The sequence below is a fragment of the Shewanella holmiensis genome (assembly GCF_025370255.1).
In the GTDB taxonomy this organism is placed as follows: domain Bacteria; phylum Pseudomonadota; class Gammaproteobacteria; order Enterobacterales; family Shewanellaceae; genus Shewanella; species Shewanella holmiensis.
In genome coordinates, this window is record NZ_JAMTCD010000007.1 from 16,182 (window position 1) to 38,396 (window position 22,215).

The following is a 22,215-nucleotide window of genomic DNA, read 5'->3' on the forward strand; positions in this document are numbered from 1 at the left end:
GTCACGTTACCCGCAGATAAAATCAAAATGTTTCAAATAGCACTTTTAATTAACACTCAATTAAATGTCATCCGCATAAAAATGCAGACCGTTAAGCCTGCATTTTATACGAGTCATTAGAACCTATAGTACTTGGTAGTTTTAACGCGAGTTATTGGTTATGCTTACACTGACAAGGCTGAGTGTTGCGGTAATGACTCTACATAAAAAGTCGATATCGCACTAAGAATGGCCCACAAAAACAGCCGCAAGGATTCAGCTAAACACCTGGTACTCTTTGTTGAATGGTTTTTACCTAGATGACTAGGCATCACGATTTAAACGTGTTTAACTCGAAAAATTAAACCGATACAGTTCAACTTGCTCTAGTTAACCCCAGTTCTGGATAATAAACGCTTACCAAACAGCCCTTTGTCTTGCTAACTGCGTTTCATTAACTTGCAATAGGCCAGCTATTGACGTGTTAATCTGCCTTTTTTCAAAACAAATGACAAGTTTGCTACAAAATTAGCTAAATCTTTTGAATTCAGCTAATTGAGCCCATCTATTAACCCTAGTTGAGGTTAGCTAATATCATTAATCCTTAGCAAACTCTCGATAAGCCTCGCCTTTTTCAAGCCATACTGGGGCAGGTTCACCTAATAAATAGTGGTCAAAATATTCACGCATTTTAATGGTGTAATCCAACTTATTTGGATACTTTTTCAGATGATGAGGCTCACCCTCATACTGTAAAAACACAACATCTTTTCCAGCTCGGCGCATCGCTAAATACATTTCTACACCTTGCTCCCAAGGAACAGCATCGTCAATATCACCAAACATAATCATCATTGGCGTTTGAATTCGTTCAACGTAAAATATGGGAGAGTTTTCAATATATTTTTGTGGTGCTTTAAATAAACTTTCACCTATGCGGCTTTGCCCTGTTTCATATTGGAACTGTCTTGCAAGACCGCTTCCATGACGAATACCACTGTATGCGCTAGTCATATTAGAGACTGGCGCACCTGACACAGCTGCAGCAAACATATTAGTTTGCGTTACAGCAAATGCAGTTTGGTAGCCGCTCCATGAATGACCATGAAGACCTATTTTTTTCGGGTCGGCGACGCCCATATCGATTATTTTTTGCACGCCTGTAGTTAACGCTTTAACGGCTGAAATCCCTGGATAGCCGATTTCAAAGCGGATGTCAGGTAAAAATATGGCATAACCATTATTGGTGTACCAAGCAAAATTGGGCCTATGGTTGATTTTCATATCAGGGAAAGCATGTAATCGATCACTCATAAAGCGATAGTAATACACCATCACAGGGTAACGTTTACCTTCTTGATAATTGCTTGGTTTAATCAAAACACCATCAGCAACATTGCCATCAGCATCGGTCCATTGAACCAATTCAGATTTACCCCAGCTAAACGCCTGACGATTTTTATCTAATGATGTCAACTTTTTAGAGTTATTAATTCCATCTAGTGATGCGGCATAAATATCTGGGTATAAATCGAAACGCTGTTTCGAATACAGTATGTCATCGCTTTGCTTTGCTCTGGCTAATACGGTTAATTTACTTTGGCTATCGGTGAGCTTTTTAACCCCCGCAACACCTACTTTTGCCACATAGAAATCATCGGCTTTAGTACGATGGCTGTAACCTTTTAACAATATGGATTGGTCAGCTTTAACGGTTGCCGGTTGTTTATCTTTAATAAGTCCTTTAACTCGGTATTCAACACCCTGCTTGCGACCTTCGCCATTAGACAACATAAATCCGCTATGCGAAATGGTGTTGAATTGCCACACATCGTATTTGTCGTAGCTAATAAAACCTGAACCATCATCAAGCCATGGACCGAAACCATAACCCGGCGCCGCACTTGGGTAATCATGATCCTCATCGGCAAAAGGTACGGCATATTGCCCACTTAAGTTATAACTTCTGGCCTGCGCTATATCATAAATATGTACGTTACCTTGCTGATAATAGCGTAAGAATCTTGCATTGGGCGACAATGTCGGAATCGCATCGCTTGGCTGCTGTGCCAACACCAATATTTTGCGTCCAGTATTTAAATCAACTAGATACACATCTTGATAGAAACCCGCCCATGTGATCATTTTCTGATAAGGCACGTCTGATGTAGCAACCAAATATCGCGCTTGCTCGCCATACTGAACGGTTGGCACCTGTTCATCTGCCAATTGGATAATGCTGTCAGCGCCTAAGTGATAAACCGCTAAATAAGTGCGTTTTAATTCATCCTGATATTGTTTTATTTCATGTGGCTTAATTTTGGCATCATCACCGTGCCAAACACGTAGATTTTTGTTGTCAGCAATCACATTCAAATCAAACAAAGAATTGTCATCGGTATACTTTAGCTGTTGTCGCGGTGCAACAACTTGCGGGACTCGGCCAACAAACAAACGCTCGCTGTCACGGGAAAACATTAAAGTAGCATATTGATTTAACGTCCAGTCTTCGCTAGTCGGCTGACGATGTTTACCTGAGCTGATATTAATAACATGCAATTGATATTGGCGACCGTCACGTTTCTGAGTCAGTTTACCTGTGGTAAATCCAACATAACGTCCGTCATTACTTAAGGCTAGTTCACCAATTTGCTCATTATTAACGCTGTAAATATCTCGCTGTGTCTGATGGGTTAAATTGACTAGCACCACTTGATGTTGCTTTTGTTCATGACGATTTACTGCGGCAACAAAGTTAACACCTGACTCATCGAACGCAAATTGAGTCACATCTGTAAGCTGGATAATTTTATTTGTGGTTAAGTGAATGAGGCTTAATCGAGTGCCTTTATCATCATCTTCAAGTTTGTCACTTTTACGGGTATTAGGCTCGAGCGCTTTAGTATCTGCATCAGCAGTTTTATCTTCTTTAAACCATACCGCTAAATATTGGCCATTATCATTAAACTGAGCGGATCTAATATTAGTAAAGGTTTGTTGATTACCCGTTTTTGTATCAAGTAACGCTAGCCCTTGGGTTAGTTCAGACTTCTTTTTAGTTTCTTGTTCTAACAGGCTTGCAGGAATCGTCGCAATAACAAATCGGCCACTGGCGTTGATTTTTGGCTTAGTTCCGTTAGTAATATTAAAACTCTTGGTAGCATCAATAGATTTAACAATGACAGAGCTTTCACCACGATCGGGCTTAGCCTCTACCGCCATCATGCTTCCATCCTCAGCAATAACTGGTTGCTGTAAGGTACTAAAATGCATAATGTCCGTCAGCGTTAACGGCTGCGCAAATGTAAAACTTGTCGTAAATGACAGTGATAACATCACCATCATTGGATAGGTAAGCAAATAAGATAGTTTCACAACATTCCTCTTCTTATAATTATGATGGCACAAACCTTAACGCCAGCTAACGTTGTCAATACGAGTAAGACTGACTATTCGACTATGGTCGTCTAGCAAAACCGCTAGATAAATGAACAAAATACCCTGCTTTGATACGGTTAACCTTTTGTATAAAAAGGCTTTGGCTAACCAATAACGTGTCATCACATTCATTTGTCATTAATGCGGCTATTTTAATCTAAAACACATCACAAATGTTTGTTAAATGCGATTTGATCAACAGTATTGTGTAAATAAAGATTAAAAATCGTTAAAATGGTCGCTAGAAAACAGATGATTAACATCATCAAATCACCATTTATGAGACTGACGAAACTAACTTAACTCTCATACAGTGGCCCCAATTAATGCGCTGTAATTATTGCAGTAACCCTAGGGTGTAAGGACTTTTCATGTCAAAACGTACAATAACCGTAATTCCAGGTGATGGAATTGGCCCAAGCATTATCGACTCAGCATTAAAAATTCTCGACAAAGCAGGATGTGATTTTGAATATGAATTTGCAGATGCAGGCTTAACAGCGCTAGAGAAACACGGTGAATTATTACCGCAACGTACACTCGATTTAATTGAAAAAAACCGTATAACCCTCAAAGGGCCGTTAACGACGCCTGTTGGAGAGGGGTTTACATCTATCAATGTTAGCCTGCGTAAAAAATTTAGCCTGTACGCCAACGTACGCCCTGTTAATTCATTTAAAGGCACTCAAGCACGATATGAAAATATCGACATTATTACGGTTCGTGAAAATACCGAAGGTATGTATTCTGGCTTAGGTCAAAAAGTATCTGATGACGGTGAAACAGCAGAAGCAACCAGTATTATTACCCGCCAGGGCGCTGAACAAATTGTGACTTTTGCCTATGAATTAGCTCGTAAAGAAAACCGTAAAAAAGTGACCATAGTGCATAAAGCTAACATCATGAAATCAACCTCAGGTTTATTCTTGAAAGTGGCTCGTGAAGTCAGTCTTCGCTATCCTGATATCATCACCGAAGAAATGATTGTTGATGCAACCTGCATGAAATTAGTCATGAATCCAGAAAACTTTGATGTGATGGTCACCACTAACTTATTTGGTGATATTTTGTCTGACTTGTGTGCAGGTCTTGTCGGCGGTTTAGGTATGGCACCGGGGGCTAACATTGGACGTGATGCAGCTATTTTTGAAGCCGTGCATGGTAGCGCCCCTGACATTGCGGGTAAAAACTTAGCCAATCCAACATCGGTTATTTTAGCGTCAATTCAAATGCTGGAATACCTTGGCATGTCAGATAAAGCGGTAATGATCCGCAATGCCGTATCAGCAGTGATTGAAGAAGGCGACCGTACTACCCGTGACTTAGGCGGCACATATGGCACCACAGACTTCACCCAAGCAGTATTAGACCGTTTAGATTAATTTGTTGGCGTTTGGTTTAGCGAAAAAAGCCCTAAATTATTAGGGCTTTTTAGTTTGTACTGTATCACTAACATTAGTAAAGCAACGTTAATGCTTTATCTTTCGCCCAGCACGGCATAGTTAACGCCTTTTTCTGGGAATAGCCATAAATGTACGGTGACTTCATCGCGATCATGATACAAGTGCTTACACTGCATCTTATATTCAATATTATTTTCTTTAAAAATTTCAGCCATCGTATCTAAAATAACCCGCACTTCTTTATAACGGCTTTTCATTGGCAATTTCAGGTTAAAGATGGCTTCTTTAAACCAGGCATTAATTGCCCATGCTTCCATTAATTCTGCGACGCGGGATGGTTTTTCCACCATGTCACAAACTAACCAATAGATATTTTTACGCGGCGGTTCAAATCTAAAACCATCGGCACGGTAATGTTTAACCTGCCCTGTTTCCATCAATTTTTCATTCATTGGGCCATTATCAACTGCGGCGACCATCATACCGCGACGCACTAATTGATAAGTCCAACCACCAGGACAAGCCCCTAAATCAACGGCATTTAGCCCGCTGCGACAGCGCAAGTCTTGCTCTTCTTTGGTTAAAAAGGCACCGAAGGCTTCGTCGAGTTTTAAGCTTGAACGGCTTGGAGCATCGGCCACCATTTTTAAGCGCGGGATCCCCATCGGATGCGGCGAGCTATTATGACTTAGTGAATAGCCAACATAGGCCTTACCTGGACCAATAAAACACACATGGACAATAGGACGGCGTGGGTTTTCGGCCCCCAGTAAAATTCCCGCCTTTTTTAAACCTTGGCGCAATGGAACGGTAAACTTGCGGCAAAAAGCTGACAATTCTTTCGCTTCATTAGTATCGGGGGTTTCGACGCGCAATTCACCGCACTTAGATAATTCACCTAGTGCCTGAATAATCGGGCTAACTCTATCTTGCTCAGGAAGATCAATTAATAAATCTGCCGATGCAAACATCTGCCGAGTAAAAATAAGTGAACTTAACGCTAATTTCTCAGCTAATTCATCGGCACCATTATCATCAAAACATTGATAAATAACATAAGCATCATTGTTATTGGTTTTAACAAAACCACCAATATTAAGTTCTGCGGCACGTTGTTGAATTTCTGCAGCGCACTCTTTCTCGTATCCAGCACGGCAAAATAGGAATAGGTTTTTCATGTAAAGCCTTAGCAATAATCGAACTTGAAGCCAAATTTTGTCGGATTATAGCAAGAATATGGCGCTATAGCAGATTTAGATTTGATCCTTACTTACAGGCTTACGCCATGCCGCTGTTGCAAATATCGCCCAGCCTATGAGCAAGCAAACACCGCCAATGGGGGTAATTGGCCCTAGCCACTTTTGACCAATCAACGCATATAAATAAAGAGAACCGGAAAATAACACCATACCTGTGATGAAAAAAATCGCCGCCCAGTTAATCAGTTTAGGGCACAACCAATTTGCAGCAAACGCCAAAGCTATTAGTGCAAAGGTATGGTAAAACTGGTATTCGACAGCCAAATTAAAAATACTAATCAGTTCTGGTGAGGTCACTTTCTTTAAACCATGAGCTGCAAATGCCCCTAACGCGACTGCGATAAAGCCACTCATCGCCGCGACTGATAATAATCGATGTTTCATATCATGCCTTAATATTGGACTTATTGTTTACACAAGCCTTCGGATAACAAATTTAGGCTAACGACTTCGAGAATCGAATAATCTCAGCCACCACAAGTGCTAGATTAGCGTCAAACGTTGTACCAGACGACTTCCTGGGGGCAAAACTATGATCACCATCAGGTATAGAGGTAAATTCAATGCCTTGGCGAAATGTCCACGAGGCTATTTGGTCCGGTAAACCAAATTTATCTCGCTCACCTTGTAGGACCAATGTCGGCATGCTTGATTCATTCAGCGGGGGTAAACGCGGCTCACCGCCTTTGATCGGCACAAAGGGATAACCCAGGCATACTTGCCCAATAACACGATTCAACGCAGATTGTGCAGCTATCATTTCACATTGATGCAAACTTGAGGTTAATGTTGCCATCATACGAGAGCCCATAGATTTACCAACAAACAAAATTCGCTTGGCGTTTATTTCACCCTGCTGCTGTTTATGTTGGATATCTGCCAATACACTTTCGAGATGCTGTACGAGTTTTGGCGCTCTATCTGGTGGGCGTTTTTTACCATCAAGCATATTGGCTTGCATATATAAAAAATTAAATCGATAAACAGCAAAGCCTTCATCCACCAAACTTTGAGTTAATTGCTGCATAAACGCATGGTGCATATTTGCCCCCGCCCCATGAGCTAACACAATAAGCGTCTCGCTTGCCACTGCACCATCTAAAACATAATCTCTAGCTAATTCTGCGTTAGCGTTAATGCTATCCTGCGAGTAAATCACTACGCGACTCCTCAGCAAACATGTCGACCATCCATTCACGAAACGCGCTGACTTTTCCTAACTCTGAATGATTCTGCTGACACACTAAGTAATAGGCATCTTTACTCACTAACACTTCAGAAAAAGGACATACCAAGCGCCCAGCTTTAATATCGGGGCGAGCTAACACGCTGTAACCTAATGCCACACCTTGACCATGTGCAGCAGCCTGCAATACCAATGAAGAATGACTAAAAATGGGCCCTTGGTTTACATTAATATCGCTGACGCCACATTGTCTAAACCAGGCTTGCCAATCATGCCGACTAGAATCGTGTAGTAGCGTATGGTGTTTTAAATCTGCCGGAGTATTTAACGGTTTAGGTCCATTAAGCAATAAAGGCGAACACACGGGGATCAATACTTCATTGCGTAATTTATCGGCTCTAAGTCCTGCCCAGTTTCCTTGACCATAATAAATCGCCACATCGACATCATCAGTTAATGAGCCTGTATCACTGTCAACGGCTTTGATGCGCACATCAATATCAGGGTTTTTCTCACTGAACTTCGCTAAGCGAGGCACTAACCATTGAATAGCAAAACTAGGAGACATACTCACGGTAAGTGAGCCTACAGCACTACGAGCAAGCAGCCTTTCCGTCGCTTCACCTAGCTGAATAAAGATATCTTTGATGTCGAGAAAGTAGCTTTGACCTTCTTCTGTTAACAATAATGATCGATTTTTGCGCCTAAACAACTTTAAACCCAAGAAATCTTCTAATGCTTTAATCTGATGACTTACAGCAGCCTGAGTCACAAACAACTCCTCTGCAGCCCTTGTAAAGCTGAGGTTTCTTGCTGCCGCTTCAAATGCTTTTACTGCATTCAAGGGAGGTAATCGTCTAGACATGGTGATCAATCTCTCGTTTTTTAATTAGTTTTTCTAATGATTATCGATATTTTTTGTCGTTTGTAAAGAACAGTATTTTTGATTAAATTGGCATCATTGAAATTAAGTCAGTTGGACAGTCTCTTCGACGTATTTGGGAATGTCCGGCAATCAAAAGATTTGTCAGCCCGGAGGCTCACCTATGTTCAACCTTAAATCTGTTCTAGCACTGGCTATGATGTCATCACTCAGCCTTAGCGCCGCACAAGCTAACGAAATGGATCTAGTAGATATTAGCGATTTACACGCAACGATTAATGCGCAATTAGCTGATAATCTCAATCAAATGCAACAAGAAGTCGTTAAAGATGCGAATGAAGTTATCGTTGCTGAAAATGATCAACAAATGAAAACGGTTCGCACACAAGTTGCTGATTAACCTTTATAATTGAATAGTACTTTCACACATTTACACTCGCCTTGATAGCTTGCCATAAATGTCATAAAAAAACCGCATAGATTGCGGTTTTTTTATGTGTCATTGTTAATCAATCACGCTCAATAAGAGAGTTTAATGAGGGGCAGTACTTACATCACTGCCCTCAATAAACTTATCAGCACTTACGGGCGATAGACCTTGACATTATGATGACCTTGCTCAATCAAATATAAAGCTTGAAGTTTGCTCATCACACCGCGATCGCAATAAAGTAAATAGGTTTTACTTTTATCTAAATCTGCAAACTGGGTGGCTAATTTAAAGAATGGAATCGTTTTAACCTCGACGCCTTCGATATCCAATGGCTTACGCTCTTCTTCTTCAGGAGCGCGCACATCAATTACAACTTCACCCACGGCAATATCGGTAACGGTTTCGGTTTCAGTGATTTGTTGATTCATTTCAGTCTCAATATCCCTAATATCCATTACCTTTGCAGAGGCGACAATGCGTTCAATAAGATCTTCATCAAACTTTTTCTCCTCCGCTTCAATTTTAGATAATACCGCTTTAACTGTTGGTTTTTGTGAAATCACGCCACAATATTCAGGCATGGTTTTGGCAAAGTCTTCGGTACCAATTAATCGGCTTTGGTTAATGATATCTTGCTTATCCATAGCAATTAACGGGCGCATAATTAACATATCAGTACAGCGATCGATTACATTTAAATTTGTTAACGTCTGGCTAGAGACCTGACCTAAACTTTCACCAGTAACAATGCCTTGAATACCATATTTTTCAGCAATTTGGGCTGCAACACGCATCATCACGCGCTTGAGAATTACGCCCATTTGACCATTATCAATCCGCTCTAAAATCTGTTCAACAACGGGTTCAAATGGCACAGTAATAAAACGCACTTTGTGAGATTCACTATACGTTTGCCATAAGTGGTAAGCCACTTGCTTTACACCAATCTCATGCTGGGCGCCGCCTAAATTAAAGAAGCAGTAGTGCGTACGGGCACCTTTTTTAATAAATTGATAACTGGATACGCCAGAGTCAAACCCACCTGAAATAAGTGACAACACATCTTCTTGGGTCGCCATTGGAAATCCGCCTAAACCTTCAATGCGACGCTCAACCATATAAAGTTTATCGCGATCAATTTCAAGATTTACGGTCACATCAGGATTTTTCAGTTTTACGCCCAACGCATCTGTGTGTTGATTTAACCCTCCACCGACGTAACGTTCGACATCAATTGAGTTAAAATCATGATTACCTGTACGTTTAACTCGAACACAAAAGGTTTTTCCAGCAATCTCATCGCGATAACGCGGTAACGCTAGCTGATAGATACTGTCAACGGTGTCAAATGGGTATTCACTTACCTGAACCACATGGGCAATACCTGGAATACAGGCTAAACGCTCGGCAAATTTTCCTTGTAATTCAGGTTTATCTTCAGGCACCTTCACGACGATTCGGTCAAATAAACGTTGTACTTTAGCCTCTTCATCGACTTTTTTAAGTACGTTACGAATATTGGTTTCGAGCATTTTTGTAAAACGTAATCTTACCGATTTACTCTTCATCATGATTTCTGGGTATAGCTTTACGATAAACTTCATAGCGGTTCCGGCAACATAAATGACCGACTAAAAACTAACATTAGTTTAGCCTATGTGACATTTAATGGTTTGAATTAATAGAATAAAGACTTATTTTCGCCGAATAAAATCTGAGAATCGAGTCGTTGATAATCGATAAAATGATTCCACGGGGGAAAAGTAAGCAAACAATTGCGGCGGATTATAGCAAAATTATCGCTCATTGTAATAACATTCACGCGGCATTCGCAGGTTATACACAGATCATGCAAGGCGATAAAAGTGTATCTTAATTAAACGGTCAAACACTGAAATGAAAAAAGTGAACCAAATAAAAAGCGCAGCCAAATGACTGCGCGGTAACAAATAAAACTTCCCTAACTAAATCATATTATTGGATCACTTTAATCTCATCAGACTCTTTGGGTTTACCCTGCTCAATAGCAATTTCAACGCGACGATTTCGAGCTCGATTACTATTGCTGTCATTTGGGACCAGCGGATTATTGGATGCTTCGCCCATCACTTTCATGCGGCTTTCGTCAAAACCTGGCACTTTCATTAACTCATGGGCTACTGCAACGGCACGTTGGCTTGATAGATCCCAATTAGAACTGTAAAGCTCGTTACTTATGTGAGCACCATCAGTGTGGCCTGAAACCGTAATAACACCTGGTACATCTTTCAATAACTCACCGATTGAGCGGACTATAGGTCTAAATTTGGGTTGTAAAAAACCTGAGCCTGATGCAAACGAGCCTTTCTCTCGAATACGAATGATAATTTGCTGACCTAAAGACTCTAACTCAATGGCTCCGTCAACAATTTGCTCATTCAATTGTTCAGCCATTTTTTTAAGTTCTTCATTGATATTGTCTTGCGCTGATGCGGCATCTTTCTTAACGGCTTCAGCTTCTTTTTGCGCTGTAGCACTGGCATTACCACCACGCTGAGCGCCATTTTGTTTTTGAACACCACCAGCACTGTCTTCTTCACCAGCTTGATACTCAATTGTTTGCTGGGTCATTTCATTGGTTTGCTGGTTAATAATCTCAATAGGGGTGGGATCTGGACGTCCTGGGCGAAACTCAAGCGCAATAACCGATGTTCCTTTAGGAATATCTTTTACTTCAACTTTATTCTGTACACCAAATGCATACTTCATTGAACCCGCAATTTGCTTAAACTTCATTACGTCCATTTCAGAGAATGCCAGCAGTAACACGAAGAAGCACATCAATAGCGACATAAGATCAGCAAAGGTTGCTAACCACATAGGTGCGCCTGCGGGTGGACAATCACATTTGGCCTTGGCCATGGATTACTCTCCGTCCGTTGTATCGACCTTACGCTGTTTTTCAGCAAGGTAATTTTTCAAAAAGCCTTCAATGACTCGCGGGTTTTGGCCATCTTGAATCGCTAACACGGCATCCATGATTAAATTACGGTTCAATAACTCTTCATTCATGCGCAGCGACAATTTATCGGCCATTGGAATAGCTATCATGTTAGCGATTACCGCGCCATATAGTGTGGTTAACAAGGCTACCGCCATAGAAGGACCAATTGATTTTGGGTCATCCATGTTAGATAACATCGCAACCAAGCCGACTAAGGTACCAATCATCCCCATCGCAGGTGCAACATCACCCATTGCCTTAAAAATACCAATACCGGATTTATGGCGTTCTTCGGTTAATGCTATGTCTTTTTCTAGGGCATTACGTACAACATCGCCATCATGACCATCAACTAACATATCAACGGCTTTTTGCATAAAGGTGTTGCTAATTTGCGCTTCTTCCAAGGCTAAAAAACCGCCTTTACGCGCAGCATCGGCCATATTAACTGACTGTTCAATTAAGTCTTCAGGTTTGTCGATTTTAAACATAAACGCTTTCAAACCAATCTTAACTGCACCAAGAAATTGCTTGAGATTGAACTTCATCATCACAACAAACAAAGAACCTGCCACAACAATCAGAATTGACGGTACGTCGATAAATAAGCCAATGCCACCACTGGTGACCATAGCGCCGATAATAAAAGCAAAAGCGCCAATAATACCTATCAAGGTTGCTAAATCCACAACTTCTCCTCAAATGCAGTCAATTCTGCTTGATGTGCTAATGCCTAATTATCTCTAAGGTAAGCATAATCTTATTATGTTATCGGTCAAAATCATTTCTAGTTTAGCTCGATTTTCAACTTTCTAAACAAATTTCAGTAACAAAGCGTGCTATTGAGCAAATATCCAGCGTCTGTATTTGACCCTAAAGCTTGGCTGATATACCTTGTCACACGCTGAACAAGAGGAATTGTAAACGTGGCGAAAAAACCTGAAAATCTTAGTTTTGAACAATCATTAAATGAGCTTGAAACCATTGTAGCAAATTTAGAACAAGGCGAAGTTTCCCTTGATGATGCATTAAAGCAATTTGAACGTGGTATTAAGCTTGTACGTCAAAGTCAGGCTAAACTTGAACAAGCGCAACAAAAAGTGTCCATTCTTCTTGATGAAAAAGACACATTATCACCATTAGACATTGAACAATAACATTGTTTTAGCCGTATTTTGAGGTAATCCTGTGTTAACAGATGCAATAAAGACTTATCAACAACGAGTTGATCAAGTACTAAGCCAACACTTACATAATCTTGATGATGCCGCTCCCACTTTAAAAGCAGCCATGACTCATGGTGCATTATTAGGTGGTAAACGTATCAGGCCATTTCTGGTCTACAGTGTGGGCAATCTGCTCAATGTACCGATAACTACCTTAGATAACCTTGCCGCAGCAATTGAGTGTGTTCATGCCTACTCGTTAATTCATGATGATTTGCCTGCCATGGACGATGATTGCCTTCGTCGTGGTCAGCCTACTGTGCATATTGCTTTTGACGAAGCCAGCGCAATACTTGCTGGCGATGCTTTACAAACCTTGGCTTTCGATATAATCAGTACTCCAATTGACGGTTTATCTCCTAAGCAACAATTAGCGATTGTAAAGTCATTAGCCAAAGCCTCTGGATATCAAGGCATGTGCGGTGGCCAGGCGATTGATCTTAGTGCCACCAATCAGCGTATCGAATTAGCAAGACTGACTGAATTACACAACAAAAAAACCGGCGCATTAATAAGTTGTGCCGTTGAAATGGCGTTAATCGCGGCTGATGCCAGCGAAAGTGATTATGCCGCTTTAATGGGCTACGCTCATCATGTTGGTCTTGCTTTTCAAGTGCAAGATGACATTTTAGACATCATTGCCAGCACCGAGGAACTCGGTAAGCCACAAGGTAGTGATGAACAATCGAATAAAAGTACCTTCCCCCAACTATTGGGTTTGGAGGGGGCTAAACAGACATCACAGCAGCTTGTTGATGATGCCCTATCAGAACTGACTAAATTGCCATACAATAGCCAGTTAATTGCAGACTTTGCCCGATATATTATCGTGCGAAGAATATAATAAGACAGATATCTCACTATGAGTTTCGATAATTCTAAATATCCTGTGTTGGCCCAAGCCAATACACCAGAAGAACTTAGAAAACTACCGCAAGGCTTATTGCCACAGGTATCAGATGAGTTACGCCAATTTCTACTGCAATCAGTAGGCATGTCGAGCGGCCATTTTGCTTCTGGTTTAGGTACGGTTGAATTAACCGTAGCACTTCATTATGTCTATAACACACCGTTTGACCAATTGGTGTGGGACGTTGGCCATCAGGCTTATCCGCATAAAATTTTAACTGACCGCCGCGAGCATATGCACACTATTCGTCAAAAAAATGGTTTGCATCCTTTTCCGTGGCGTGAAGAAAGCCCATACGACACATTCAGCGTAGGCCACTCTGGGACGTCAGTGAGTGCAGCTCTGGGTATGGCGATTGCTGCAGAAAAAGAAGACCTCGGCCGTAAAGTGGTTGCTGTCATTGGTGACGGTGCAATGACCGGCGGTATGGTGTTTGAAGCGCTAAACCATGCTGGTGACTTGCACAATGACATGCTAGTTGTCTTAAATGACAACGAGATGTCAATTTCTGAAAACGTTGGCGCACTTAATAATCATTTAGCCCAATTAATGTCAGGGCGCTTTTACACCACCATTCGTGAAAGCAGTAAAAAAGTGCTAAAAGGCATGCCTGTTATTAAAGAAATGGCCAAGCGCACTGAAGAACATTTAAAAGGCATGGTCGTTCCTGGTACGCTTTTTGAGGAGCTTGGCTTTAACTATATAGGCCCTATTGATGGTCACGATGTTGATGCCCTAGTCGAAACCATGCGTAATATGCGCAACCTTAAAGGACCACAAATTCTGCACATTATGACCAAAAAAGGTCGTGGTTATGAACCTGCAGAAAAAGACCCTATCGGCTGGCATGCGGTGCCTAAATTTGACCCAAGCCAATTTAAAAAACCGGCAACTAAGCCTGGCTTACCTACTTTTTCACAGGTTTTTGGAAAGTGGCTATGTGATATAGCAGAGCAAGATAAAAGTGTAATGGGCATTACCCCTGCTATGCGTGAAGGCTCTGGTATGGTTGAGTTTTCTCAGCGTTTCCCTAAACAATATTTTGATGCAGCCATTGCAGAGCAACATGCTGTGACACTGGCTGCAGGTATGGCTTCCCAAGGCCTAAAACCTGTTGTAGCAATTTATTCCACTTTCTTACAGCGTGGTTACGATCAACTCATTCATGATGTGGCATTACAACGTTTACCTGTATTATTTGCTATCGATCGTGGTGGTATTGTCGGCGCCGACGGCCCAACTCATCAAGGGGCATTCGATTTAAGCTTTATGCGCTGCATTCCCAACATGGTGATCATGACGCCGTCTGATGAAAATGAATGCCGTCAAATGCTATATACCGGATATTGTTATCAAGACGGTCCAACGGCAGTTCGCTATCCTAGAGGTAGCGCGACGGGCGCTGAACAGGTCGAGCAAATGACAGCCTTACCTATTGGCAAAGGGGTTATTAAACGTCAAGGTAAAAATATCGCGGTTGTTAATTTTGGTACAACGTTAGCAGCAGCTTTATCAGCCGCTGAAGCTCTTGATGCGACGGTAGCAGATATGCGATTTGCTAAACCACTCGATATTGAGTTGCTAACTGAATTGGCACACAGCCATGACATCATAGTCACGGTTGAAGAAAACGCCATTATGGGTGGTGCGGGCTGTGGCGTAATGGAAGTATTACAGAAGCTTAAAATCATTAAACCTGTGCTGCAAATTGGTTTGCCTGATGAGTTTATCAAACACGGCGCACCGGATGAGATTATCAGTGAGTTAAAGCTTGATGCCGCAGGCATTGAGCAACAGATCAGAGACTATATCAATTAACGCTTGTGCTGATTGTATTGAATAATCATTAACTACAAAAAAAGGGCTGAATTATCAGCCCTTTTTTACATTAATCCATTAACATTATTCGACTAACAATAAATGAATTATGCTTGAGTATCGATACTGGCTCCGCCTTGCGATACCATCACCATTGCGGGGCGTAAAAGACGATCATTTAAAATGTAGCCTTTTTGCATCACTAACATCACAGTGTTTTCAGGGTATTCAGCACTGGGTTGCATGCCAATTGCCTGATGATGCTCAGGGTTAAAGGTTTCACCTAACGGGCTAACTTGCACAACGCCAAATTTTTCGACTGAGCTTAAGAAACCTTTCATGGTTAACTCAACACCTTCGTATAACGCTTTAGTCGCTTCATTTTCAGCAGAAGTCCCTTGTAAAGCGCGCTCCATATTATCAAGTACAGGTAGCAACTCGTTGGCGAACTTTTCTAAGGCAAATTTACGTGCCTGTTCAACGTCTTTGGCCGCACGAGTTCGAATATTTTGCGTTTCAGCTGCTGCACGTATTTCAACATCTTTACGTTCAGCTAATGCCGCTTCTGAAGCGGCTAATAATTGCTCTAATTCTTCAATGCGAAAGTTTGCTTGGGTTAACTCATCCATTAAGCTCGCTTCATCAGCTTCAATGACTGTACCTTCTTCCACTTGATTTTTAGTCTCGATATCTTGTGGATCGTAGTTTGACTCGTTGCTCATTTTCACTCCAGCTAAAAAATGCGATTTTTTTGGTAATCATAATTGAAACATGCCAGATGCAGAATAATTACCGCCACACTGACACTTTTAATTCGTTTGGGTATATTATGGGGATCAATTTTGGCGTTTCAAGCCTTTTAAGGCCAACAAATATCAATATGACCAAAAAGTTTAATACTATCGGCCTTATCGGCAAACCGCATCACCAAGGTACAAACTTAACCTTAAAACGTTTGCATCATTGGCTATCAGTGCAAGGCTATAAAGTCATCGTCGAATCTCGCGTATCGGCAGAACTAGGTAATGATGTTGCCTCAATGGACTTATTAGACATGGGCGAGCATTGTGATTTGGCCATCGTCGTCGGCGGTGACGGTAATATGCTGGGCGCTGCAAGAGTCTTGGCACGCTTTGATGTAGCCGTGATAGGTGTTAACCGAGGTAATTTGGGTTTTTTAACTGATTTACCTCCTGATAACTTTGAAGATGCTTTGGCTAATGTGTTAGATGGTGAGTTTGAAACAGAACACCGATTTTTGTTAGAAGCTGAAGTACATCGCTATGGCAAAATCACCTCCAGTAATACCGCGGTAAACGAAGCGGTTTTGCACCCAGGTAAAATTGCTCATATGATCCAGTTTGAGGTCTACATTGACGAGCAGTTTATGTATAGCCAACGTGCTGACGGGATGATTATTTCCACGCCAACGGGTTCTACCGCTTACTCATTATCAGCAGGCGGGGCCATATTAACCCCGAACCTACAGGCGCTGATACTCGTTCCTATGTTTCCACACACCTTATCGTGCAGGCCTATCGTGGTCGATGCTTGTAGCACTATCAAATTAGTGGTCTCACCCGATAACGGTGAGAATCTTGAAGTCAGTTGTGATGGTCATGTTCATTTAGCCGTTTTACCTGGGGATGAAATTATCATTCGTCGCTCAAGTGAACAGTTACGGCTTATTCATCCTAAAGGACACAATTATTTTCACGTACTACGTAATAAATTAGGCTGGGGAAGTAAACTGTTTTAAACAAAATGCAGCAGCGCTTATTCTCCCCCCTATCAGCACAGCTAATCAAGGTGATAATAACCAGTATTTATCACCTTGATTGCTCACCTCGTGAGTTACTTCACATTCATATTCGCTAATATTCAGTAAAGTTGCCTCACAGTTCACCACCTTTAATACCGTGATTTAAATCACACATGAGAATAGTGAAAACCGATCCTTGTCGCAATAACGGTGAGACAGGTGACAGTCTTGTTTTAAGATGATCTTGATCAAGTACTCAAGTCACAAAATACAGTCTATTACACTCACTTCGCGCAAGATTGAAGCATAAATCAATAACTCAAATAAAATTCAGACCTTAATTAGTACTATACAAGCAAAGAGGTATTCATGACTACGTTACAGCTACTCGCGAGCTTAACGCCTATTATAAGCGTTATGGTTTTTCTTGTTTTACTCAAACTCCCGGCATCAAAAGCAATGCCGATATCGATGGTTGCAACCGGTCTAGCCGCCCTGTTTATTTGGCAAATGGACTCCACTATTTTAGCCGCTTCTGTGGTTGAAGGTTTACTGTCGGCAATCACGCCACTGTCAATTATTTTAGGTGCTGTATTCTTACTAAATACCCTTAAATATTCTGGCGCGATGGATACTATCCGCGCAGGCTTCACTAACATCAGTGGCGATGCCCGTGTTCAAGTTATCATCATCTGTTGGTTATTTGGTTCATTCATAGAAGGTTCTGCTGGTTTTGGCACCCCAGCGGCAATTGGTGCACCTCTGCTTGTTTTACTTGGCGTACCGCCTATTGCCGCAGCCGTTGTTGCCTTGATTGCTGACTCGACTTCAGTATCATTTGGTGCAATTGGCTTACCGGTTCTATTTGGTATGGAGCAGGGCCTAATGGAAAATGGCGTGTCTATGGCGTCAGCGCAAATTGCTCAACATGGCGGTAGCTTTGTTGATTATGCTCAATTCATCGCTATGCACATGATCACCATCGATTTGATTACTGGCTCGCTAGTACCATTAGTTATCGTGTCTGTATTAACCGGTTTCTTTGGGCGTAACCGCTCATTTAAAGAAGGCTTACAAATTTGGAAATTTGCATTGTTTGCAGGTTTCGCATTCACCTTACCAGCATGGTTAATTAACTATATCGCCGGCCCTGAATTCCCATCTGTTATTGGTGCATTAGTCGGTATGGCAATTGTTATCCCTGTGGCCAAAAAAGGTTGGTTATTACCGGCTACACCTTGGAATGACTTTGCTGAAAATGATGCAAAAGATGACACAGAAGACAAAGCTGTTGCCGCTGAGCCAGCTAAGTTTTCACAAATTGCGGCTTGGTCTCCCTATATCATTATGGCAGCACTATTAGTGCTGTCTCGTGTAGTAGCACCATTTAAAGATTGGTTAAACAGCTTCAACATAAGTTGGACAGGCCTAATGGGCACTGAATTAAAAGCAAGTTTTGCCACTTTCTATGCCCCAGGTATTTTCTTTGTACTTGTGTGTATTCTTGGCTTCTTCTTATTCAAAATGAAACCAAAAGCGATTAAACAATCGATTACCGTTTCGTGTACCTCAATGTTACCAACGATTATTTCATTAGGTGCATCAGTACCTATGGTAAAAATCTTTTTAAACTCTGGTGCTAATGGCTCTGGCTTAGCTTCAATGCCTGTTGCTTTAGCTGATTTATTAGCCAACACCATGGGCTCGGTTTGGGCTTGGGTATCACCCGTTGTCGGTATTTTTGGTGCCTTCTTGTCAGGCTCTGCGACATTTTCAAACATGATGTTCTCAGGTTTACAATATTCAGTAGCAGATAACATTGGTATGAACCACGCTATGGCATTAGCCCTACAAGGCATTGGTGCTAATGCCGGTAACATGATGTGTGTCATGAACGTTGTTGCAGCCGCAACCGTCGTCGGCATGGCAGGTAGAGAATCAGAGATTATTCGTAAAACAATGCCCGTTGCCCTTCTTTACGCCTTCACTGCCGGAACAATCGCATTTGTCTGGGGTGGTTTCTAATATTTAACTCATTGCAAGTAGCTATCATAGCTACTTGCTGATTTACTAAATTGCAAAAATGAGAGCAAAATATGACTATTAATTATCAAATCGTCATGGATGAGTTATTAGCTAAGCTAGGCAAAGATGCTGTTAGCAACGATCCAGTTCGTCGTTTCGCTTGGTCAACCGATGCAAGTTACTTCAGAATTGTCCCCGAAATCGTTGTTCATGCTGATGATATCGACCAAGTAAAAGCGACCCTTGAAATTGCCAACAAATACCAAGCGCCGGTAACTTACCGTGCGGCTGGTACCAGTTTGTCTGGCCAAGCTATTGGTGAAGGCATTTTACTTATTCTTGGTCATGATGGTTTCAGAAAGATTGAAATCAGCGAAAATGGTGAGCAAATAACACTCGGTGTGGCGGTGATTGGTGCTGATGCCAATGCGGCATTAAAGCCATTGAATAAAAAAATCGGTCCAGATCCTGCAACATTAAATGCCGCAAAAATTGGGGGTATTGTGGCAAACAATGCCTCTGGCATGTGTTGTGGTACTGCACAAAATTCTTATCAAACTATCGACTCAGTAAAGCTAATTTTTGCTGATGGTACTGAACTAGATACCGGCTGTGAGCAGTCAAAAGCAGCATTTAACGCATCCCATGGCGAATTAGTTAAGTCGTTAATGGACTTAGCCGAAATGACCCAAAATAATCCAACCCTTGCGGCGCGGATTAAGAAGAAGTTTTCAATCAAAAACACTACGGGTTACAGCATCAATGCGTTAATTGATTATAGTGACCCATTCGACATCATTAACCACCTTATTGTGGGTTCTGAAGGAACGTTAGCCTTCGTTAATGAAGTCACCTACCACACGGTTGAAGAAGCTAAGTTTAAAGCTTCAGCCATGGCAGTATTTTTCAATATGGAAGATGCAGCACGTGCTGTTCCCCCATTAAATATTGATGCAGTTGCTGCGGTAGAGCTACTAGACTGGGCGTCAATCAAAGCGGTAACGGGTAAACCTGGTATGCCAGATTGGCTAGCATCACTACCTGAAGGCGCGGCGATTTTATTGATTGAGTGTCGTGCTAATGACCACGAAACCTTAGTTGAATACACTGAAACAGTTAAAGATAAAATTGCCCATATTGAAACTGAACGTCCTATCACCTTCAGTGCTGATCCTGCAGTATTTAGTAAATACTGGGCGATGCGTTCTGGTTTATTCCCAATTATTGGTGGCGCACGCCCTAAAGGCACGTCAGTAATTATTGAAGATGTGGCATTTGAATTACAACACCTTGCTGCTGCCGCTGCGGATTTAACCACATTGTTCCATAAACATGGCTACCCTGAAGGGGTCATTTATGGCCATGCGCTTGCGGGTAACTTTCACTTTATTATCACCCCGACTTTCTCTACCCAAGCCGATATTGATTGCTTCCATGCGTTTATGCAGGATGTAGCAGAAATGGTTATCAATAAGTACGATGGCTCAATGAAAGCGGAACATGGTACTGGACGAGCGGTCGCACCATTTGTTGAAATGGAATGGGGTGCTGATGCTTATACTTTGATGAAGCAAATTAAGCATATTTTTGATCCTCAAGGGTTGTTAAACCCAGGGGTTATTTTAAATGATGATGCCGAAATTCACGTTAAAAACATCAAGCCATGCCCTGTAGTAGATGACTTTGTCGACAAATGTATCGAATGTGGTTTTTGTGAAAAAACCTGCCCAACATCGGCACTTAATTTTTCACCTCGTCAACGTATCGCCACATTACGAGAAATTGAACGCTTAGAACAAGTTGGTGAAAAACAAGCGGCTGCTGAAATGCGTGCTAGCTCAAAATACGATGTCATCGATACCTGTGCAGCCTGCCAGCTATGTACTATTGCCTGCCCAGTAGACAACAGCATGGGTAAACTTGTACGTAAATTACGTACTCCCTATATCACCACCACAGAACAAAAAGTATTAGACTTCCAAGCCAACCATTTTGGCCTGGTAAATAGCGCTATCAGTACTGGTTTCAATATTCTTGGCACTATCCATAAACTTACTGGTGCGACTATTACTAACTCAGTAATGAATGTGGGTCGTATGATCACCAAAGAAGTGCCTTATTGGAACCCTGATTTTGCTAAAGGTGGCAATGTAGCCAAGGCTCCGGCACATAAAACAGGTCAACCAACTGTGGTGTATTTCCCTGCTTGTGGTGGCAGAACGTTTGGCCCAACGCCAAAAGATCCTGATAATCGCACATTATCAGAAGTGACAATGACCTTATTAGAACGTGCTGGATATAACGTCATTACCCCAGACAACACGCGCCATTTATGTTGTGGTCAAATGTGGGAGTCAAAGGGTGATTTTAAAAACGCGGATGCCAAACGCCAAGAGCTTATTGATGAAGTCAGCAAACTCACTCAAGGTGGTACCTTACCTGTCATTATCGATGGATTGTCTTGCACCAAGCGAACATTACAAGATAATAATGTTGGCGGAAATGTCAAAATTGTCGATTTAGTTGAATTCATCCATGATGATATTTTACCTAAATTGACTATCAACAAGAAATCTAATGTGGCGTTGCACATAGGTTGTAGTGCCAGACACATGAAAGTTGAACCTAAAATGATGGCTATTGCAGAAGCTTGTGCGCAAAACATTATTCGCCCAGCAGGTATTGAATGTTGCGGTTACGCTGGAGAGAAAGGGCTTTATAAACCTGAAATAAACGCCAGTGCTTTGCGTAACATTAAAAAGTTACTACCTGTAGAAGCGAAAGAAGGTTATTACGCTAATCGAATGTGTGAAGTTGGCTTAACCCAACACAGCGGTATTTCTTATCGCCATTTAGCATATTTAGTTGAAGAAAGTTCTCGTTAAACGTTAATAACTTAAACAAAGGGCC

The 22,215-nt window shown here is 41.6% G+C and carries 18 protein-coding genes; 8 read left to right on the forward strand and 10 right to left on the reverse strand.

Translation table 11 applies throughout. The features are described 5' to 3' along the window. Positions 1–576: 576 nt before the first annotated feature. Together NE535_RS07165 and NE535_RS07170 are read right to left on the reverse strand one after the other, a co-directional pair. A complete protein-coding gene (locus NE535_RS07165) occupies positions 577–3,321 on the reverse strand; it encodes an alpha/beta hydrolase family protein (protein WP_425347448.1) in 2,745 nt (914 codons plus the stop codon). 69 nt (positions 3,322–3,390) lie between these two features. Next, the gene (locus NE535_RS07170) at positions 3,391–3,540 is read right to left on the reverse strand and encodes a hypothetical protein (protein ID WP_261297972.1); all 150 of its coding nucleotides are present in this window, start codon (positions 3,538–3,540) and stop codon (positions 3,391–3,393) included. Positions 3,541–3,788: 248 nt separating this feature from the next. Between NE535_RS07170 and NE535_RS07175 the strand changes: the two genes are divergently transcribed. Next, positions 3,789–4,799, forward strand: coding sequence for an isocitrate dehydrogenase (locus tag NE535_RS07175; RefSeq protein WP_261297973.1), 1,011 nt, complete (start codon positions 3,789–3,791; stop codon positions 4,797–4,799). A gap of 95 nt (positions 4,800–4,894) precedes the next feature. Here the strand turns inward: NE535_RS07175 and rlmM are convergent, their stop codons facing one another. The 4 genes from rlmM to NE535_RS07195 all read right to left on the reverse strand — a co-directional run bounded on the left by rlmM (position 4,895) and on the right by NE535_RS07195 (position 8,130). Next, positions 4,895–5,998 (reverse strand): 23S rRNA (cytidine(2498)-2'-O)-methyltransferase RlmM, encoded by a 1,104-nt coding sequence (gene rlmM / locus NE535_RS07180; protein WP_261297974.1) that lies wholly within the window; start codon positions 5,996–5,998, stop codon positions 4,895–4,897. Between the two features lie 75 nt (positions 5,999–6,073). After that, positions 6,074–6,463 carry a DUF423 domain-containing protein gene (locus tag NE535_RS07185; RefSeq protein ID WP_261297975.1) on the reverse strand — a complete coding sequence of 130 codons (390 nt, stop codon included), beginning with the start codon at positions 6,461–6,463 and terminating at the stop codon, positions 6,074–6,076. 52 nt (positions 6,464–6,515) lie between these two features. Next, positions 6,516–7,238, reverse strand: a complete 723-nt coding sequence (locus NE535_RS07190; RefSeq protein WP_261297976.1) for an alpha/beta family hydrolase — start codon at positions 7,236–7,238, stop codon at positions 6,516–6,518. Continuing rightward, a complete protein-coding gene (locus NE535_RS07195) occupies positions 7,219–8,130 on the reverse strand; it encodes a transcriptional regulator GcvA (RefSeq protein ID WP_261297977.1) in 912 nt (303 codons plus the stop codon). Before NE535_RS07195 ends, NE535_RS07190 begins: the two co-directional genes overlap by 20 nt. Positions 8,131–8,311: 181 nt before the next feature. On the opposite strand from NE535_RS07195, the gene NE535_RS07200 reads away from it, so the two are divergent. Next, complete coding sequence (locus NE535_RS07200) at positions 8,312–8,548, forward strand: hypothetical protein (RefSeq protein ID WP_261297978.1); 237 nt, start codon at positions 8,312–8,314, stop codon at positions 8,546–8,548. A gap of 182 nt (positions 8,549–8,730) precedes the next feature. On the opposite strand, the gene thiI is transcribed toward NE535_RS07200, so the two are convergent. From thiI to pomA, 3 genes are all read right to left on the reverse strand, one after another. Then, positions 8,731–10,185: a tRNA uracil 4-sulfurtransferase ThiI gene (gene thiI / locus NE535_RS07205; protein WP_261297979.1), complete on the reverse strand. Its 1,455-nt coding sequence runs from the start codon at positions 10,183–10,185 to the stop codon at positions 8,731–8,733. Between the two features lie 370 nt (positions 10,186–10,555). Next, the gene (locus tag NE535_RS07210; RefSeq protein ID WP_261297980.1) at positions 10,556–11,482 is read right to left on the reverse strand and encodes a flagellar motor protein MotB; all 927 of its coding nucleotides are present in this window, start codon (positions 11,480–11,482) and stop codon (positions 10,556–10,558) included. A 3-nt stretch (positions 11,483–11,485) separates the two neighbouring features. Further along, positions 11,486–12,253, reverse strand: coding sequence for a flagellar motor protein PomA (gene pomA, locus NE535_RS07215; RefSeq protein WP_261297981.1), 768 nt, complete (start codon positions 12,251–12,253; stop codon positions 11,486–11,488). A 237-nt stretch (positions 12,254–12,490) separates the two neighbouring features. Between pomA and xseB the strand changes: the two genes are divergently transcribed. The 3 genes from xseB to dxs are packed head-to-tail and all read left to right on the forward strand — an operon-like array spanning position 12,491 to position 15,518. Next, on the forward strand, positions 12,491–12,721 hold the full coding sequence (xseB, locus tag NE535_RS07220) for an exodeoxyribonuclease VII small subunit (protein WP_261297982.1): 231 nt from the start codon (positions 12,491–12,493) through the stop codon (positions 12,719–12,721). 31 nt (positions 12,722–12,752) lie between these two features. Then, positions 12,753–13,634, forward strand: a complete 882-nt coding sequence (gene ispA / locus NE535_RS07225; RefSeq protein ID WP_261297983.1) for a (2E,6E)-farnesyl diphosphate synthase — start codon at positions 12,753–12,755, stop codon at positions 13,632–13,634. A gap of 18 nt (positions 13,635–13,652) precedes the next feature. Next, positions 13,653–15,518: a 1-deoxy-D-xylulose-5-phosphate synthase gene (gene dxs / locus NE535_RS07230; protein ID WP_261297984.1), complete on the forward strand. Its 1,866-nt coding sequence runs from the start codon at positions 13,653–13,655 to the stop codon at positions 15,516–15,518. 107 nt (positions 15,519–15,625) lie between these two features. Here the strand turns inward: dxs and grpE are convergent, their stop codons facing one another. Beyond that, entirely contained in the window at positions 15,626–16,240 is a 615-nt protein-coding gene (grpE, locus tag NE535_RS07235) for a nucleotide exchange factor GrpE (RefSeq protein WP_261297985.1), read from the reverse strand. A gap of 158 nt (positions 16,241–16,398) precedes the next feature. Between grpE and nadK the strand changes: the two genes are divergently transcribed. The 3 genes from nadK (at position 16,399) to NE535_RS07250 (ending at position 22,190) form a co-directional block, all read left to right on the forward strand. After that, a complete protein-coding gene (gene nadK, locus NE535_RS07240; RefSeq protein WP_261297986.1) occupies positions 16,399–17,277 on the forward strand; it encodes an NAD(+) kinase in 879 nt (292 codons plus the stop codon). Between the two features lie 372 nt (positions 17,278–17,649). Further along, complete coding sequence (locus tag NE535_RS07245; RefSeq protein ID WP_261297987.1) at positions 17,650–19,305, forward strand: L-lactate permease; 1,656 nt, start codon at positions 17,650–17,652, stop codon at positions 19,303–19,305. A gap of 71 nt (positions 19,306–19,376) precedes the next feature. After that, positions 19,377–22,190 carry an FAD-binding and (Fe-S)-binding domain-containing protein gene (locus NE535_RS07250; RefSeq protein WP_261297988.1) on the forward strand — a complete coding sequence of 938 codons (2,814 nt, stop codon included), beginning with the start codon at positions 19,377–19,379 and terminating at the stop codon, positions 22,188–22,190. The last annotated feature ends 25 nt before the right edge of the window (positions 22,191–22,215 follow it).

Bases quoted from the DNA above. Each gene is read 5' to 3' on its own strand.
- NE535_RS07210 (WP_261297980.1), bottom strand. From the start codon at position 11,482: ATGGCCAAGGCCAAATGTGATTGTCCACCCGCAGGCGCACCTATGTGG.
- NE535_RS07195 (WP_261297977.1), bottom strand. From the start codon at position 8,130: ATGTCTAGACGATTACCTCCCTTGAATGCAGTAAAAGCATTTGAAGCG.
- NE535_RS07185 (WP_261297975.1), bottom strand. From the start codon at position 6,463: ATGAAACATCGATTATTATCAGTCGCGGCGATGAGTGGCTTTATCGCA.
- NE535_RS07165 (WP_425347448.1), bottom strand. From the start codon at position 3,321: ATGGTGATGTTATCACTGTCATTTACGACAAGTTTTACATTTGCGCAG.
- dxs (WP_261297984.1), top strand. From the start codon at position 13,653: ATGAGTTTCGATAATTCTAAATATCCTGTGTTGGCCCAAGCCAATACA.
- NE535_RS07175 (WP_261297973.1), top strand. From the start codon at position 3,789: ATGTCAAAACGTACAATAACCGTAATTCCAGGTGATGGAATTGGCCCA.
- NE535_RS07245 (WP_261297987.1), top strand. From the start codon at position 17,650: ATGACTACGTTACAGCTACTCGCGAGCTTAACGCCTATTATAAGCGTT.
- grpE (WP_261297985.1), bottom strand. From the start codon at position 16,240: ATGAGCAACGAGTCAAACTACGATCCACAAGATATCGAGACTAAAAAT.
- NE535_RS07170 (WP_261297972.1), bottom strand. From the start codon at position 3,540: ATGACACGTTATTGGTTAGCCAAAGCCTTTTTATACAAAAGGTTAACC.
- thiI (WP_261297979.1), bottom strand. From the start codon at position 10,185: ATGAAGTTTATCGTAAAGCTATACCCAGAAATCATGATGAAGAGTAAA.
- nadK (WP_261297986.1), top strand. From the start codon at position 16,399: ATGACCAAAAAGTTTAATACTATCGGCCTTATCGGCAAACCGCATCAC.
- rlmM (WP_261297974.1), bottom strand. From the start codon at position 5,998: ATGAAAAACCTATTCCTATTTTGCCGTGCTGGATACGAGAAAGAGTGC.
- NE535_RS07250 (WP_261297988.1), top strand. From the start codon at position 19,377: ATGACTATTAATTATCAAATCGTCATGGATGAGTTATTAGCTAAGCTA.
- NE535_RS07200 (WP_261297978.1), top strand. From the start codon at position 8,312: ATGTTCAACCTTAAATCTGTTCTAGCACTGGCTATGATGTCATCACTC.